Source organism: Deinococcus planocerae (assembly GCF_002869765.1).
Classification (GTDB): Bacteria; Deinococcota; Deinococci; order Deinococcales; family Deinococcaceae; genus Deinococcus; species Deinococcus planocerae.
Genome location: NZ_PNOR01000005.1, coordinates 1 through 14,854, shown reverse-complemented (window position 1 = coordinate 14,854; position 14,854 = coordinate 1). Strand labels below are relative to the sequence as shown.

General features: G+C 72.1%; 18 protein-coding genes. 8 read left to right on the top strand and 10 right to left on the bottom strand.

The genetic code is table 11. The features are described 5' to 3' along the window. Positions 1–318: a rhodanese-like domain-containing protein gene (locus A7B18_RS03805; RefSeq protein ID WP_102125480.1), complete on the bottom strand. Its 318-nt coding sequence runs from the start codon at positions 316–318 to the stop codon at positions 1–3. Between the two features lie 65 nt (positions 319–383). On the opposite strand from A7B18_RS03805, the gene A7B18_RS03800 reads away from it, so the two are divergent. Next, positions 384–698 carry a rhodanese-like domain-containing protein gene (locus A7B18_RS03800; protein ID WP_146009451.1) on the top strand — a complete coding sequence of 105 codons (315 nt, stop codon included), beginning with the start codon at positions 384–386 and terminating at the stop codon, positions 696–698. After that, complete coding sequence (locus A7B18_RS03795) at positions 698–1,072, top strand: metal-sulfur cluster assembly factor (RefSeq protein WP_180970006.1); 375 nt, start codon at positions 698–700, stop codon at positions 1,070–1,072. Before A7B18_RS03800 ends, A7B18_RS03795 begins: the two co-directional genes overlap by 1 nt. A gap of 80 nt (positions 1,073–1,152) precedes the next feature. On the opposite strand, the gene A7B18_RS03790 is transcribed toward A7B18_RS03795, so the two are convergent. Beyond that, on the bottom strand, positions 1,153–1,833 hold the full coding sequence (locus A7B18_RS03790) for a zinc metallopeptidase (protein WP_102125333.1): 681 nt from the start codon (positions 1,831–1,833) through the stop codon (positions 1,153–1,155). 93 nt (positions 1,834–1,926) lie between these two features. Continuing rightward, positions 1,927–2,208, bottom strand: coding sequence for a stage V sporulation protein S (locus tag A7B18_RS03785; RefSeq protein ID WP_180970005.1), 282 nt, complete (start codon positions 2,206–2,208; stop codon positions 1,927–1,929). A gap of 141 nt (positions 2,209–2,349) precedes the next feature. Here A7B18_RS03785 and A7B18_RS03780 point away from each other — a divergent pair, with 141 nt between their 5' ends. From A7B18_RS03780 to A7B18_RS03770, 3 genes are all read left to right on the top strand, one after another. After that, positions 2,350–2,757, top strand: a complete 408-nt coding sequence (locus A7B18_RS03780) for an ACT domain-containing protein (RefSeq protein WP_102125331.1) — start codon at positions 2,350–2,352, stop codon at positions 2,755–2,757. An 89-nt stretch (positions 2,758–2,846) separates the two neighbouring features. After that, positions 2,847–4,550 carry a PhoX family protein gene (locus A7B18_RS03775; protein WP_102125330.1) on the top strand — a complete coding sequence of 568 codons (1,704 nt, stop codon included), beginning with the start codon at positions 2,847–2,849 and terminating at the stop codon, positions 4,548–4,550. Beyond that, a complete protein-coding gene (locus A7B18_RS03770) occupies positions 4,547–4,873 on the top strand; it encodes a hypothetical protein (RefSeq protein ID WP_245872728.1) in 327 nt (108 codons plus the stop codon). The genes A7B18_RS03775 and A7B18_RS03770 overlap by 4 nt, the downstream gene beginning before the upstream one ends. Positions 4,874–5,080: 207 nt before the next feature. Here the strand turns inward: A7B18_RS03770 and A7B18_RS22410 are convergent, their stop codons facing one another. After that, positions 5,081–5,287 carry a 3'-5' exonuclease family protein gene (locus tag A7B18_RS22410; protein ID WP_245872727.1) on the bottom strand — a complete coding sequence of 69 codons (207 nt, stop codon included), beginning with the start codon at positions 5,285–5,287 and terminating at the stop codon, positions 5,081–5,083. A gap of 381 nt (positions 5,288–5,668) precedes the next feature. Further along, positions 5,669–6,430, bottom strand: coding sequence for a type I methionyl aminopeptidase (gene map / locus A7B18_RS03760; RefSeq protein WP_180970004.1), 762 nt, complete (start codon positions 6,428–6,430; stop codon positions 5,669–5,671). Positions 6,431–6,581: 151 nt separating this feature from the next. Between map and A7B18_RS03755 the strand changes: the two genes are divergently transcribed. Continuing rightward, the gene (locus A7B18_RS03755) at positions 6,582–8,000 is read left to right on the top strand and encodes an MDR family MFS transporter (protein ID WP_102125328.1); all 1,419 of its coding nucleotides are present in this window, start codon (positions 6,582–6,584) and stop codon (positions 7,998–8,000) included. Positions 8,001–8,006: 6 nt separating this feature from the next. Here A7B18_RS03755 and A7B18_RS03750 read toward each other — a convergent pair whose 3' ends face one another. The 4 genes from A7B18_RS03750 to A7B18_RS03735 all read right to left on the bottom strand — a co-directional run bounded on the left by A7B18_RS03750 (position 8,007) and on the right by A7B18_RS03735 (position 12,602). Beyond that, positions 8,007–8,612, bottom strand: a complete 606-nt coding sequence (locus A7B18_RS03750; protein ID WP_102125327.1) for an NAD(P)-dependent oxidoreductase — start codon at positions 8,610–8,612, stop codon at positions 8,007–8,009. A gap of 65 nt (positions 8,613–8,677) precedes the next feature. Further along, positions 8,678–9,124 (bottom strand): Rrf2 family transcriptional regulator, encoded by a 447-nt coding sequence (locus A7B18_RS03745; RefSeq protein WP_102125326.1) that lies wholly within the window; start codon positions 9,122–9,124, stop codon positions 8,678–8,680. Between the two features lie 76 nt (positions 9,125–9,200). Then, the gene (gene recQ / locus A7B18_RS03740; RefSeq protein ID WP_102125325.1) at positions 9,201–11,522 is read right to left on the bottom strand and encodes a DNA helicase RecQ; all 2,322 of its coding nucleotides are present in this window, start codon (positions 11,520–11,522) and stop codon (positions 9,201–9,203) included. 72 nt (positions 11,523–11,594) lie between these two features. Continuing rightward, the gene (locus A7B18_RS03735) at positions 11,595–12,602 is read right to left on the bottom strand and encodes an MDR family oxidoreductase (RefSeq protein ID WP_102125324.1); all 1,008 of its coding nucleotides are present in this window, start codon (positions 12,600–12,602) and stop codon (positions 11,595–11,597) included. 211 nt (positions 12,603–12,813) lie between these two features. Between A7B18_RS03735 and A7B18_RS03730 the strand changes: the two genes are divergently transcribed. Then, complete coding sequence (locus tag A7B18_RS03730) at positions 12,814–13,329, top strand: hypothetical protein (RefSeq protein ID WP_102125323.1); 516 nt, start codon at positions 12,814–12,816, stop codon at positions 13,327–13,329. A 17-nt stretch (positions 13,330–13,346) separates the two neighbouring features. Here the strand turns inward: A7B18_RS03730 and A7B18_RS03725 are convergent, their stop codons facing one another. Further along, positions 13,347–13,793 (bottom strand): hypothetical protein, encoded by a 447-nt coding sequence (locus A7B18_RS03725; protein ID WP_102125322.1) that lies wholly within the window; start codon positions 13,791–13,793, stop codon positions 13,347–13,349. A 107-nt stretch (positions 13,794–13,900) separates the two neighbouring features. On the opposite strand from A7B18_RS03725, the gene A7B18_RS03720 reads away from it, so the two are divergent. Next, the coding region (locus A7B18_RS03720) for an acyl-CoA dehydrogenase family protein (protein WP_102125321.1) at positions 13,901–14,854 on the top strand (954 nt) is incomplete at its 3' end.

Here is a 14,854-nt window from a genome sequence, read left to right as displayed (position 1 = left end):
TCAGGGTAGAGGGGGGTCCGTCTCGGTCGCCAGGGCCTTTCCTTCACCCTCGCGCGCCAGGGCCGGAACGCCGCCGGGATAGGCCACCGCCTCCAGCCCGTCCGCCTGAAGGTAGCGCGCGGCCAGCCCCGAACGCGCGCCCCGCTCGCAGACCACGACGAGGGGGCCGAGGTCGGGCCCGAGCCCGTGGGTGCCCTCCTCGATGGCGTCCAGCGAGACAGCGCGCACCGGGAGGGGGGTCAGGCGCTCCAGGGGCTCACGCCGCCGCAGGTCCTCGGGCCGCAGGTCGATGACGGTCACGCCGCCGGGAAGGGGCATGGGAGGAGTGTAGCCTTCCCTTCCCCGCACCATTGGGGATCGGCCCCTGGGCTATCCTGGGCCCCATGAGGGAAGTTACGCCCGAAGAGGGGCAGAAGATGGTGCGGGAGGGGGCCCTGCTCGTGGACGTGCGCGAGGGGCACGAGTTCGAGGAGGTGCACGCCGAGGGGGCGCAGCTCCTCGCGCTGAGCGAGTTCGAGGCCCGCTACGGGGAGTTGCCGCAAGGCCGCCCGCTGGTGATGATCTGCCGCAGCGGGGCCCGCAGCGCCCGCGCAGGGCAATACCTGCTCGACCGCGGGTACACCGACGTCGTGAACCTCGCGGGCGGCACGCTGGCCTGGGCGGAAAGCGGGCTGCCCACCGAAGGGGGGAAGGGCTGATGGACGATACGAACACCACCGACGCCAACGTGACCGCGCAGGGCGCGACGCCGGAGGGCCTGCCGAGCGAGGCGCAGATTCTCGAGGCCCTCAAGGTCGTCAAGGACCCCGAGATTCCCGTCAACGTCGTGGACCTCGGGCTGATCTACGGGGTGGACGTCGGCGAGGGGGGCGTCGTGGACATCACCATGACCCTCACCAGCGTGGGCTGCCCGGTGCAAGACCTGATCCGCGCGGACGCCGAGATGGCCGTCGGTCGCCTCGACGGGGTGAGCGAGGTCAACGTCGAATTCGTCTGGACGCCGCCCTGGGGCCCGGACAAGATGACCGAGGACGGCAAGCGCCAGATGCGGATGTTCGGCTTCAGCGTGTAGGCGTGCTCAGCCGTCTGCCGTCAAGCAGACGCCCCGGCATATGGCCGGGGCGTCTGTTCTGTCTGTTCTACGGGAAGCTCTCAGTCACTCTGGCTGCGCGCGATGCCGAGCACGTTCAGAAGCTGCGCGAGCGCCATCGCGAAGCCCGCGACGTAGGTCAGGGCGGCAGCGGTGAGCACGGCCCGCGCACCCTGGCTCTCGCGCCCGGCGACGATGCCGCGCCCGTTGAGGTAGGCGAGCGCCCGGCGGCTGGCGTCGAACTCGACGGGCAGGGTGACGAGGTGGAAGAGCAGCGCCCCCGCGAAGAGGATCACGCCGAGCCACAGCAGTCCCGTGAGCTGCAAGAACACGCCCGCGAGGAGCAGCAGCGGCGCGAGGTTCATCCCCAGGCTCAGCGGCACGGCGAGCCTGCCGCGCAGCACCAGAGCGGGCATCCGCACCTTGTCCTGGATGGCGTGCCCGACCTCGTGGGCGGCGACCGCCAGGGCCGAGACGCTGGGCACGTGGTAGTTGGCCTCCGAGAGGTTCACCGTCTTGCGGATGGGGTCGTAGTGGTCCGACAGGTTGCCGGGCACCACGTTCACGGGGACGTGCGAGAGCCCGTTCTCGTCGAGCATCATGCGGGCGGCCTGGGCACCCGTCAGGTTGTGGGTATTGCGCACGCGCCCCCACTGTCCGTAGGTGCGGCTGAGGTACCCCTGGATCAGCAACGAGGCGACGAAAACGACGATGATCAAGATGGTGTACGGCCCGAAGATCATGACTGGTCTTCCTCCTGCCTCACATCTTAGCGTCCATCACTCAAGTTTTATGAGGCTCGCGTCAAGGTGATTGAGGAAGGCGTACGGAAAGGCTCAGCCCGCGCCGTTCTGGAGACGGAGGGCCACCACACTGAAGGTGACGGCGGTGCGTTCTTCCTCGGCCATGTCGAGCTTGACGAAGGCGGGCTGCGCGGTGAGGTCGAGCCCGTCGCCGACGAGGTAGCCCCGCGCGATGGCGAGCGCCTTGACCGCCTGATTCACGGCGGCGGGCCCGATGGCCTGAAGCTCCACCCGGCCCTGCGAGCGCAGCAGGGCCGCCACCGCCCCGGCGACCGCATTGGGCCGGGACTTGCCGGACACGCGCAGGGTTTCCACGGGTTGGGTTGCCTCCAGGGTCGAAGTATTAATGGTTCTAAATGTACTCTCATTTTAGGGGGCCATCAATTCCCGGCCCGTCAGTTACGGTGCCCTCCCCCGTCGGGGGCATCCTCCGCCGCAAGGGTGCAGGATGGGTCCATGACCGACGCGGCGCGGCTCAGGCTCTCGGCTCTGAACGGCGAGTACGTGGTGGCCCAGGGGCCGCCGGGGTCTGCCCCGCCCGCCTGGGCCACGCAAGGGGAGCTCTGGGCGGTGGTGGGGGCGCCGGGCGAGCTCAGCATCGTCACGGCGGCGGCGAACGTGCCTGCTCCTGTGCCCGGCGAGCTGCGGGTGGAGGGCGGCTGGGCGGCCCTGCGGCTTCACGGGCCCTTTCCCTTCCACCTCACGGGGGTCCTGGCGGCGGTGCTGAACCCCCTGCGGGACGCGGGCGTGGGCATCTTCGCGCTGTCCACCTTCGACACCGACTACGTGCTCGTCAAGGCGGGGCGGCTGGCGAACGCGGTGGCGGCGCTGCGGGCGGCGGGGCACGAGGTCACGGGAGGCTGACCGGGACCCGCGCATTTCCCAGGCCTTCCTGACGCCCGGCTGACCTCCCGCTGAGGCGCCGCTGACGTGCCGCGCGCAGAATGGGGGGTATGACGAGCACGGACGGCAAAGCTCCGCTCAGCGCCTGGCACCGCCTGCTGGACACCCGGCTTACCCGGCGCGGCGCGCTGGGCACGGCGGCCACCGCGGCGGCGGTCACCCTGCCCCTGACCCTCGGCGAGGCGGGGGCCACGGCGAACAACGGCGCCCCGGTGTCGGCGGGCGCCCAGGAGCTCGACCCCCGCACGGTACCGACCTTCCGCGCCATCGAGCCGGGAAACGCCGACACCCTGACCCTGCCCGCCGGCTACCGCTGGCAGGTGCTGGCCCCCTGGGGCGAGGTCTTCACCGAGGGTGGGCGCGAGATCGGCTTCAACCACGATTTCGTGGGCTTTTTCCCCATCGACATGTTGGAAGGCGGCGTGAGTTCCACCGACGCCCTGCTCACCATCAACCACGAGTACGTGAATCCGCTGTTCGTGGGAGGTAACACGGAAGACCGCACGCCCGCGCAAATCGAGGCCGAGATGCGCTCGGTCGGGGTGAGCGTGGTGCGGGTGCGCCGCGAGGGCGGGCGGTGGAAGATCGTCGCCGACCCCAGGAACCGCCGCCTGGACGCCTTTACCGAGATCGAGCTGACCGGCCCGGCGCGGGGCAGCGCCGCCGTGGGGGGCGCGACGGTCGTCCGGGGAACGGTGGGCAATTGCTCGGGCGGGCAGACCCCGTGGGGCACCCTCCTGACCTGCGAGGAGAACGTGGACGGTTACGCGAAGGCCTGGGCGGGCAGCGGTTACGAGGCGACGCACCAGGGCTGGGTGACCGAGATCGACCCCTTCGACCCCGCGTGGCGGCCCAGAAAACGCACGGCGATGGGCCGTTTCCGCCACGAGAACGTGGCCGTCACCCTGGCGAAGGACGGGCGCGTGGTGGGCTACATGGGCGACGACATGCAGGACTCGTGCGTGTACAAGTTCGTCAGCCGGGGGAGGTACGACCCCGCGAACCGGCGGGCCAACCTCGACCTGCTCACGGACGGCGACCTGTACGTGGCGAACTTCGGCAACGGCACCTGGGTTCTCCTCGACCTGGAGAAGAACGCAAAGCTCCGGGAGGCCAAGGGCCCGGACGGCAAGACGCTCTTCGCCACCCAGGCCAACGTCCTCGCCGATGCCCGGGCGGCGGCGCTGGCGGTGGGCGGCACCCCGGTGGACCGCCCCGAGGACATCGAGATTCACCCCCGCACGGGCGAGGTGTACGTCGCGCTGACGAACAACACCAAACACGGCAACTATTTCGGGCAGATCGTGAGGTTCCGCGAGGACGAAGGCGACCCGGCGGCCCGGAAGTTCCTGTGGGAGGTCTTCGCGGTGGGCGGGCCCCAGAGCGGCTTCGCCAGCCCGGACAACCTCGTCTTCGACCCCTACGGCAACCTCTGGATGGTGACCGACAACAGCGATCTGGGCACCAATCCCATCAAGGCTTTCCACGGCCACAACGCGATGTTCTTCTTCCCGACCGAGGGGCGGAACGCGGGCCAGGCCTACCGCTTCGCCATCGGCCCGAGGGACGCGGAGTTGACCGGCCCGGTGTGGTCGCCCGACGGGCGGACCCTGTTCCTGTCGGTGCAGCACCCCGGCGAGGACAGCGAGGGCCTGGACAAGCTCACGAGCACCTTTGCCGCCAGGCCGGGCACGAACATCCCGCGTCCCACCCTCGTCGCCATCGAGGGCTTCCCCGGCTGGAGGCGGGCGTGACGGCCCTTCCCGCACCCAAGGCTCCCTGGATCATCGGTCGTCCGGTGCTGCTGGAGCACGCCGCCGCCGACTTCCTGAACGAGGTGACCCGGCAGACCCCGTGGCGCCGGGCCCGTTACGAGGCCCTGCTGGAGTCGCTGGGCGCCTCCCTGGGCGAGCCCGCTCCCCTTCTCGCCTACACCCGCCCCGCGGGCGAGGCGTGGCGGCGCACCCTCCCCGAATCCGAGCGCGAGTTCGCCGCCGAGCTGCTGGCCGAGTTCCGCACCTACCTGCGTGACTGGGGTTGGCTGGACGCCGCGCGGCCCGTGAATGAGCCGGACTGAGCTGGAAGGCTGTGCGCCCCCGCCCTGCTGGCGACCAGGGCGCCGTGCGTTTGCCCCCGAGGAACGACGCCGGTTGGGGCGTGCTTCCTGGACGAACATACGGGGGCAAGGGACGGAAAGGGCACGAGGGGTGGAGGCTTGTCGAGGCTCGACGGGGAAGGCTTCTTCGCGCCCCACGCCGAGGTGGAAATGATGACCATCCACGCCTCACCCCGGCCAGACGCCCCGCTCCAGTAGGCTCAGGACCAGCGCCCCGATGTTCCAGGCGTCGTCTTCCCCCCGGTGGTGGCGACCTTCGAGCGGGAGGCCCGCGTATTGCAGCGCCTCGGCCATCCCGAGCTTTCTAGAAAGGCCGTTCGTGCGGGAGAACTCGGCCTTCGCGTTGGTGTGACGAGTGCCGAAGGGGTATGGCACGCCCGAAATGCCGCACTGGCGCTCGAACTGCCTGCGGTCGTAGTCACCCCGACTCGCCCAGGGACGCGAATCCGCCCGGTGCTCCCGCTGGAGAGCCCGGCCCGCACATCCTCCGGCGTCCACCCGGTAAGGTGCGTGTAGAACGTGCTGACCTCCGAACGTTCGGGCCGGACAAGGAGGCAGTGACGCCCCACCCGCTGACGGGTCTCCATGTCCACGATGCACAGGCCGACCTCGATGATCTCGTTCACCTGACCGGGCGGGGGCGGACCCTCCCAACAGGTCGCCTCCACGTCGGTGACGTTCAGGTAACGTCCGCACTCCTCCACCGGGGCAAGCTCCCGTTCAAGCGTCCCGGCGACATCCGTCAAACAGCCGACCTCACAGGGTCAGAATCTCGTGCCCTTTCTGCGTCACCACGACCGTGTGCTCGAACTGGGCGCTGGGCAACTTATCGGCGGTGATCACCGTCCAGCCGTCGGGCAGCAGGCGGGTGTCGGGCGTGCCGAGGTTGATCATGGGCTCGACGGTGAAGACCATGCCGGGCTGGAGCTTGAGGCCGGTGTACCTCGCGCCCCAGTGGTAGATGGTGGGTTCCTCGTGCAGCCGCTTGCCGATGCCGTGCCCGGTGTACTCCTTGACCACGCCGTACCCGCGCGACTCGGCCAGGGACTGGATGGCGTGGCCGATGTCGCCCGTGCGGTTGCCGGGCCTCACGACCTCCAGCGCCGCCGAGAGGCACTGGCGGGTGGTGTCCACCAGGCCCTGCACCTCGGGCGAGACCTGGCCCACCGTGTACGTGTAGCAGGCGTCGCCGTAAACACCGTCCAGCAACACGCCGATGTCCACGCCTATGATGTCGCCTTCCCGGAGGGCGCGGTCCCCGGGGATGCCGTGGCAGATCACCTCGTTGACGGAGGCGCAGATCGTGGCGGGGAAGGGGTTGGTGCGCGGGCCGTAGCCCAGGTAGGCGGGGACGGCCCCGGCCCGGCGGATGTGCTCTTCCGCGAGGCGGTCGAGTTCTGCGAGGGTGACGCCGGGCTTGACGAAGGGATCGAGGATGCGGAAGGTCTCGGCCACGAGCGCCCCCGCGCGGCGCATGGCTTCGATCTCGCGGGCGGACTTGAGGGCGACGCGGCTCATGAGGAAAAAGGCTAGCACGGGGCCCGCGGGCGAAAGGGGAGCCCTTCCACGGGCCGCCCCGTCCGTGCCAGGCGAACGGCGCGCCCTTCCCGACCGGCAGCTTAAGACCGCCGACACGAGGGCCGCGGGAGGGCGCGTTAGCCTGCCTGCTATGACTGCCCCCACTCCCCCCACGCTTTCCCCCGCCGGGCGGCGGGCGCGGCAGCTCGCCACGACCGGTCTCGTCCTCGGCGTCTTCCTCGCCGCGCTGGAGGCGAGCGTGGTGGCGGCGGCGATGCCGAGCGTGATCGCCGACCTCGGCGGGCAGCGGATGTACGCCCTGCCGTTCGCGGTGTACCTCCTGACGAGCACGGTGAGCAGCCCGCTGTGGGGCCGCGCGTCGGACGTGGTGGGCAGGCGGCGGCTGTACCTGACCGGCGTGGTGCTGTTCTTGCTGGGAAGCGCCCTGTGCGGCCTCGCGCAGAGCATGGAGTGGCTGGTGGCGGCGCGCGCACTCCAGGGCCTGGGGGCGGGGGCGGTGTTGCCCCTCACCTTGACGATCATCGGGGAGACGTACTCGCTCGCCGAGCGCGGACGGGTGCAGGCCTTTATCAGCGGCGTGTGGGGCGTTTCCGGGCTCGTCGGGCCTCTCCTCGGCGGCTGGCTGACGGACGCGCTCTCGTGGCGCTGGACCTTCTACGCCTCGCTGCCCTTCGGGGTCGCGGCCCTCCTGATCGCGTGGCGGCACCTGCGCGAGACGGGGAACCCGCGCCCCGCCCGTCTTGCCCAGCTCGACTGGGCGGGGGCGGCGCTGTTCACCCTGGGGAGCGGGCTGACCGTTTGGGGCCTGGAGGGGCGGTTGTGGGCGATGGTCGGGCTGGGCCTGCTGATCCTGATCGCCGCCGTGGGGCTGGAGCGGCGCCACCCCGATCCTCTCCTCCCCATGCGGTCGCTGCGGGAGCGGGTGCCGCGGGTGGCCTTCGCGGGGAACGCGCTCGGGGGCGGGGCGTACTTCGGGGTCATCGCCTACCTGCCGCTGTACGCGCAGGGGGTGGGCGGAGGCGGGGCGACCGGGGCGGGCGCGATCCTCACCCCCATGCTGGTCGGATGGACCCTGAGCGCCATGCTCAGCGCGCGGCTGCTGACCAGGGTGCCCCTCGCCCTGCTCTCGCAACTGGGCTTCGCCGTGCTCACGGCCATGTTCGCGGCGCTGACGTTCGCCGTCCACTCGCCGCTGTGGGTCACGTCGGCGCTGGGCTTCGTGGTCGGGGTAGGCATGGGCTTTGCGATGCTCAGCCTGCTCCTCTCCGCGCAGGACCGCGCCACCCGGGGCGAACTCGGCGCCGTGACGAGCGGGGTGCTCTTCGCCCGGCAGATGGGCGGCGCGCTCGGCGTGGCGGTGATGGCCCTCCTCATCGGGCCCGCCGCCATCGAGGCCGGGGGCGTGGCGCTCGCGGAGGGGCTGGGGCGCGCGTACCTCCTCGCGCTGGGCCTGGTGGCCGCCGGGCTGGTGCTCAGCCTGACGCTGCCTAGAACCGGAGTTCGGAAGGTGGGAGATGGCACACCGCAACCCGAGGTGTCGTCGGACTGAGGGGGATCAGGACCCGGCGGTGAACCGCTGCCGCTCGTGCCGGGGCGTTTCGAGTTCGTCGAGCAGGGCGACGGCGTAGTCCTCGGCGCTGATGTGGCTCTCGCCCGCGTCGCCTACGACGGGTTCTTCGAGGCCCAGGCGATACCGCCCCGTCCGCTCCCCGGGCGCGATGATGATGGCGGGGCTGAAGTACGTCCAGTTCACGTCGTCCACCCCGCGCAGGAGGTCGAGCGCCTCGGCGGCTTGCAGCGCCTCGGCCCTGTAGGCGTCGGGGAAGCCGGGCGTGTCCACCAGCCGGACGCCGGGCGCGGCGGAGAGGCTGCCCGCCCCGCCGACGAAGAGGACGCGGACGCCCGTGCCCCGCACCGCGTCGAGGATGCGCCGGTAGGTGTCCACGAGCTTCGGGGCGTCCGGGTCGGTGCGGCTGGGGCCGAGGGCGACGACGAGCGCGTCCTGACCCGCGAGGGCGGTGCGCAGGGCCCCGGTCTCGTTCGCGTCCAGGCGCGTCTCCCCGTGGCGGGAGGCGGCGGTGACGTGGTGGCCGCGCGACCGCGCCTCGGCCAGGATGCGGGAACCGACCATGCCGGTGCCGCCGATCAGCAGGATCTTCATAGGTGGACCTCCAGAAAGGGACGTGTAGGCGAAAAACTTACAGGTTGGGCACGAGGGAACGACGCTCACCCCGCGCGGGAGAGCACCCGGGCCGTCACGTCCGCGACCGTGCGGGCGGCGAGGGACCGCTCGAAGGCGGCCTGGGCATCCTCGAACACACCTTCCAACGCGGCCTGGATGCCCGAGCCGACCGGGCAGGACGGGTTGGGGCGGGCGTGCAGGCCGAGGAGGGCGTCCTCGTCCTCGACGGCGCGGTACACGTCGAGCAGGGTGATCGCCTGGATGGGACGGGTCAGCCGCAACCCCGCCTTGCCCCGGCGCGTCTCCACCAGCCCGGCACCCCGCAGGCGGGACGTGACCTGCCGCACCACGACCGGGTGAACGCCCAGGCTGCCCGCCAGCCACTCGCTCGAATGCGCCGCGCCGGGACTGACCCCCACCAGGGTGAGGATGTGGACCGCCATCGCCGTGCGCGTGCTGAGTTTGCCCGTGGGGGAGCCCGCCGTCGTCATCTCGTCACCAACCTGTAAATAGGGTACTTACAACTCTCGCCGCCGTCAAGCGCCTCCTCCGTCCGAACCCGGCCCGCTACCCGTCGAGCGCCGTGAGCACCGCGTCCACGATGCGTTCGCCGTAGGCCTCGATGCGCTTCTCGCCCAGGCCGGGCACGCCGCGCAAGTCGGCCAGGGTGCGGGGCTGCCGGGTGGCGAGGGCCTCCAGGGTCGCGTTCGGGAAGATCACGAAGGCGCTGTGGCCCGTCTCGCGGGTGAGTTCGCGCCGCAGCTCGCGCAGGGTCTCGGCGACCTCGGGGTTGGGTTGTGGGTCGTGAGCGGTGGGTTGTGGGGACGGGGCCAGGAGGGGAGCGGGGCGAGGTTCGGGCTGGGAGCGGGTGGCTGGGCGCGGCCCGTTCGTCGCGGGCGGGGAGAAGAGCGCGCTGGGCCGGACTTCCCGCTCGGGCCTGGCCGTCCGGGGCGAGGGGCTGACCTGAGCGCTCCCGCGCAGGATGCCCAGCACCGCCGAATTGTCCACCGTTCCCCGCTCGGCGCCGGTCGGCTGACGGCTGACCGCTGAGGGCTGACGGCTCCCCACCTGCCCCCGCACCACCTCCAGCACCTGCGCCCCGTAGGCTTCCAGCTTGCGGGCACCGACCCCGCCCACGCTGCCGAGGGTGTGCAGGCTGCCGGGGCGGAGTTCGGCCACGGTCTTCAACGTCGCGTCGGTGAAGATCACGTAGGGGGGCACGCCCTGCTCGCGCGCCTTCGTGAGCCGCCACTCGCGCAGGGCCTCGAAGAGGGGGCGGTCCTGGGCGTCCACCGGGGCGCGGCCCTGCCTCGCGGCGCGGTCGCGGCGCTCGGGCTTGGGCGTCAGGGTCTCCTCGCGGAGCTGGAGGGTCGCCTCACCCTTGAGCAGGGCGCGGGCCTTGGGCGTGGTGCTCAGGCCGTGGTGCTCGCCCGCCGTGAGGTAGCCGAGGCTGACGAGCTGGCGCAGGATGCCGCGCCACGTCTTCTCGTCGTGTTCGCGCCCCACGCCGAAGGTGGGGAGCTGGTGGTGACCCATCGCCCGGACCTTCTCGGTGTCGCGGCCCAAGAGCACGTCCGTCAGGTGGGCCGAGCCGAAACGGTTCCCGGTCCGCACCGCCGCCGAGAGGGCCATCTGCGCCTCGCGGGTGGCGTCGCGCACACGGGGGGGGCTCAGGCACACGTCGCAGTTGCCGCACGGAGTCTCCAGCGTCTCCCCGAAGTACGACAGCAGAATCTGGCGGCGGCAGGTCGCGGCCTCGCAGTAGGTCAGCAGGGCGTCGAGCTTGGCGGCCTCCACCCGCTTGACCTCCGGCGGCGCGAGGCTCTGGTCCAGCATCCGCTTGACGTTCACCACGTCGGTCAGGCCGTACACCATCCAGGCGGTGCTCGGCAGGCCGTCGCGTCCGGCACGGCCCGTCTCCTGGTAGTAGCCCTCCATGCTCTTGGGGAGGTCGAGGTGGGCCACGAAGCGCACGTTGGGCTTGTCGATGCCCATGCCGAAGGCGACGGTGGCGACGACGACGAGCCCCTCCTCGTTCAGGAAGCGGTCTTGCGCGTGGTTCCGTTCCCGTGGCGAGAGCCCCGCGTGGTACGGCAGGGCGTCCACCCCCTGCGCCTGGAGCCACTTCGCGGTCTCCTCCACCGACTTGCGCGAGAGGCAGTACACGATGCCCGCGTCGCCCTCGTGCTCGGCGCGGATGAAGTCGAGAAGCTGGGTCTTGGGCCCCTCCTTGTTCGCCACCCGGTACCCGATGTTGGGGCGGTCGAAGGAGGAGACGAACTGGGGAGCACCCTCCAGCCCGAGCACGCGCAGGATGTCCGCCCGCGTGCGCTCGTCGGCGGTGGCGGTGAGGGCCACGCGCGGGAGGTGGGGAAACCTCTGCGGCAGCACGCCCAGTTGCCCGTACTCGGGCCGGAAGTCGTGCCCCCACTGGGAGACGCAGTGCGCCTCGTCGATGGCGAACAGCGCCACGGGCGAGCGGGCCAGCAGGTCGAGGGTGCGGTCCAGCAAGAGCCGCTCGGGCGCGACATACAGCAGGTCGAGGTCCCCGGCAACCAGCGCCGCCTCCACCTCCCTCACTCCCTCCGCTGGAAGGGTGGAGTTGAGGAAGGCGGCCCGCACGCCGACCTGCCGCAGGGCGTCCACCTGGTCCTTCATCAGCGCGATCAGGGGAGAAACGACGATGCCCACACCGGGGCGAAGCAGCGAGGGCACCTGGTAACACAGGCTCTTGCCGCCGCCCGTCGGCATCAGGACGAGCGCGTTGCCCCCCTCCGTCACCGTCCGCACGATGTCGGCCTGCACGCCCCGGAAGGCGTCGTAGCCCCAGACGCTTTTCAGGACGGCGAGGGCGCGCTGGTCGGTGGAGGGTGAGGGGGCGGCGGTCATCGGGAGCAGGATAGCGCGGTTACGCTGGCGGCGTAATCGAAAGTGAGGGCGGGGCAGGGGATGCGCGGGGGCTCAGCCGCTCACGTCCACGACGGTGCGCCCCCGCACCCGGCCCGCCAGAATCTCCCCCGCGAGGGCGGGCACGTCCTTGAGGGGCCGCACCTGGGTCACGTCGGCGAGCTTCCCGGCGGGCAGGTCGCGGGCGAGGCGGGTCCAGGCGGCCTGCCTGCGCTCCTGCGGGCAGTTCACCGAGTCGATGCCGAGGAGGTTCACCCCGCGCAGGATGAAAGGGAAGACGGTGGTGGGCAGCGAACTTCCGCCCGCCAACCCGCAGGCGGCGACCGAACCGTGCTGACGGGTGCTGGCAATTGCGCCCGCCAGCGTGTCCCCCCCCACGCTGTCCACCACGCCCGCCCAGCGTTCCTTTTCGAGGGGGCGCCCCAGCGCGGGTAACTCCTCGCGCCCGATGATGTTGGAGGCGCCGAGGGAGCGCAGGTACTCTTCCTCCTCCCGCCGCCCGGTGCTCGCGGTGACCGTGTGGCCCGCCGCCGCGAGGAGGGCGACCGCCGTGCTGCCGACGCCGCCCGCCGCGCCCGTCACCAGAACTTCCCCACTTCCCGGGCTGACCCCGTGCTCTTCGAGCGCCATAACCGCCAGCATCGCCGTGAAGCCCGCCGTGCCGACGCTCATGGCCCACTCGGGGGTGGTGCCGTCGGGGAGGGGAACGAGCCACGCGGACCTCACCCGCGCGTACTCGGCATACCCGCCGTCCTGCCGCTCGCCGATGCCCCAGCCCGTCAGGACCACCGCGTCGCCGGGCCGGTAGGCGCCCGTCTCGTCGCTCACCACGGTTCCGGCGAGGTCGATGCCGGGGGTCATCGGGTACGAGCGCAACACGCCGGGCTTGCCCGACACGGCGAGGCCGTCTTTGTAGTTGAGACTGGAGTGGCTGACCCGCACGACCGTATCCCCGGCGGGGAGGTCGGCGGGGGTGAGCTGCCGGAACTCGGCGCGGAAGCCCGCGTCGTCCTTCACGGCGCGCAGGGCACGGAAAGACTCGGGCAGGGTGGGGTGGGTCATGGGGCGAACCTCCTCGGGGAGTGGGGCTGGGGGTGGGGACGCCGCCCAAGCCTACTCCGGGAGAGGAATGGGACGGCGTTACCGGAGAGGTACGCGAAGGTGCCGCGACCCGTGGTCCGGGGACGTCACGGGTGGGAGACTGAGCCGACCCCGCCGGACGTGCCCCGCAGACGAGGGGGCGCGCGGAGGCGGGGCCGAAGCGGAGGGCACAATGAGCGCGCACCCGTCCCCGACCCCGGCGCGAGGCCCCTCACCCCTGGAACGCGACCTGGCCTCGCTGTCCGCCGGGCAGCGCAACTTCTTCCGGCTGGTGCTCGGCGTCACCCGGGCGCTGTTCGTGCTCCTCTGGCCGCTGCTGTGGGGGGCGTGGTTCCTGCGCCGCTTCGGCACGGCGCTCAGGGGCGGGGCGTGGCCGGTCGTCCTGCCCGCGGGGCCCACGGAGGCCGACCCCCCGCCCGACTGGACGCTGCTGGAGGTCCCGGGGTGTCCGCTCTACGTCGTGGGCGCGGCGGTCGCGCTCGCCCTCGGGGTCGTCTCGACCATCGCCATGTGCTTCTGGCCCCTGATCGCGGGGCTGTGGGTCTTCCAGGCCCTGCCGGACGCCGCCGCGCGGGGAGGCGGGGCGCTGGCCGGGGTGGCGCTCGGGGCCCTCGGCGCGGCGGCGTTGGAGGCGGTCATGCTGACGATCTACACGCGGTACGTGCGGGGCGGGCTGGCGGGGAGGTGACCCTCGCCCGGCAGGACCTACAGCGCGTCCTCGAACTCGGTGACCGCGGAGGCGAGGGCGTCCGTCGTGGTGGCCTGGTAGCCCGCCCAGGCGAGCCACAGGGCGTACAGGGCGTGTTCGGCGCGCCCCAGGGCGGCCTGCACCTCGGGTGTGGGTTCGTCCCCGGCGGCGGCCAGCGTGACGGTGAGGTGCAGTTTGGCGTTGAGGTAGCGGGTCTGCTCGCCGCGCGTGCCGTCGTAGACGTAGACCACCTCCTCCCAGTTCGGGGCGAAGTCCTGCCAGATCAGCCGCGTCACCGCCGCGTGGCTGCCGAGGCACAGGTACTCGGCGGGCAGACCCTCGGGCGTCTGGAGGTCGTGCTCCTGGCAGTACCGGGTCGCCAGACCGCTGACATCGCGGTCCACGGCGTCCTGAAAGCGGGCCTGGATGACGCTGCGGGCGGAGTCACGCGAGTCTTTGGACATAGTGACGGCATTATATTCTGTCTGAGACGAAATGTGGTGGGGTCCCCGGGGCCGGACTGTCCCCGGCCCCATAGGCGGGGAGGGGAGTGGGGCGTTACCCTGCGCGGGTGACCGGGACCCTCTCCCCCACCCTGCAAGACGTGACCGACCGGGCGGTGCGGGCCATCCGCGAGCACGCCCCCGAATGCGAGACGGCGCAGGACGTGACCCCGCGGGCGGCCTCGGCCCTGCGGGGAAGCGGGTACACCCGGCTGTCCTTGCCCCGGGAGCGCGGGGGGCTGGGGGCGAGCCTGGAGGAGTACGCGGCGGCGCAGACGCGGCTCGGCGAGGCGGACGCGGCGCTCGCGCTCGTGCTGGCGATGCACACGCACGTGGTGGGCGCGGCCTTTCAGGGGGGCACGCTGCCGGGGCCCATGCTCGCGGCCCTCGCGCGGGCGAGCCTGGAGGGCCAGCTCGTGAACGCCCTGGCGAGCGAGCCCGAACTCGGCAGCCCCTCGCGGGGTGGGCTGCCCCGCACCGCCGTCACCCCGGACGGCGCGGGCGGCTGGCTCCTCACGGGCCGCAAGACCTGGGCGACGGGGGCCCGGGCGCTGGGCCTCGCGGTCGTGAGTGCGGCCACGCCGGAGGGGACGGTCGCCCGGCTGCTCGTGCCGATGGACGCGCCGGGCGTGCGGACCCTGGAGACGTGGGCGGGCTCGCTCGCGCTGCGGGGCACCGGGAGCCACGACGTCGTGTTCGACGGGGTGCGCGTGCCCGGTGAGCATCTCGCCCCGCCCGGCCCGGCGCACCCGGCCTCCAGCGCGTGGTTCTGGACGGCCATCGCGGCGACCTACCTGGGGGTGGGCTTCGCGGCGCTGCACGCCCTGGTGGAGTACGCCCGCGAACGGGTGCCCACCGCCCTCGGCGCCCCCATCGCCACCCTGCCGCGGGTGCAGGAGAACGTGGGGCGCGTCGCCACCGAGTTGCAAGCTGCCCGCGCCCTGCTGCTGGAGGCGGCCCGCGCCTGGGACCGCCAGCCCGGCGCGGACGCGGTGCCCGGCCTCGCCGCCGCGAAGGCCCAC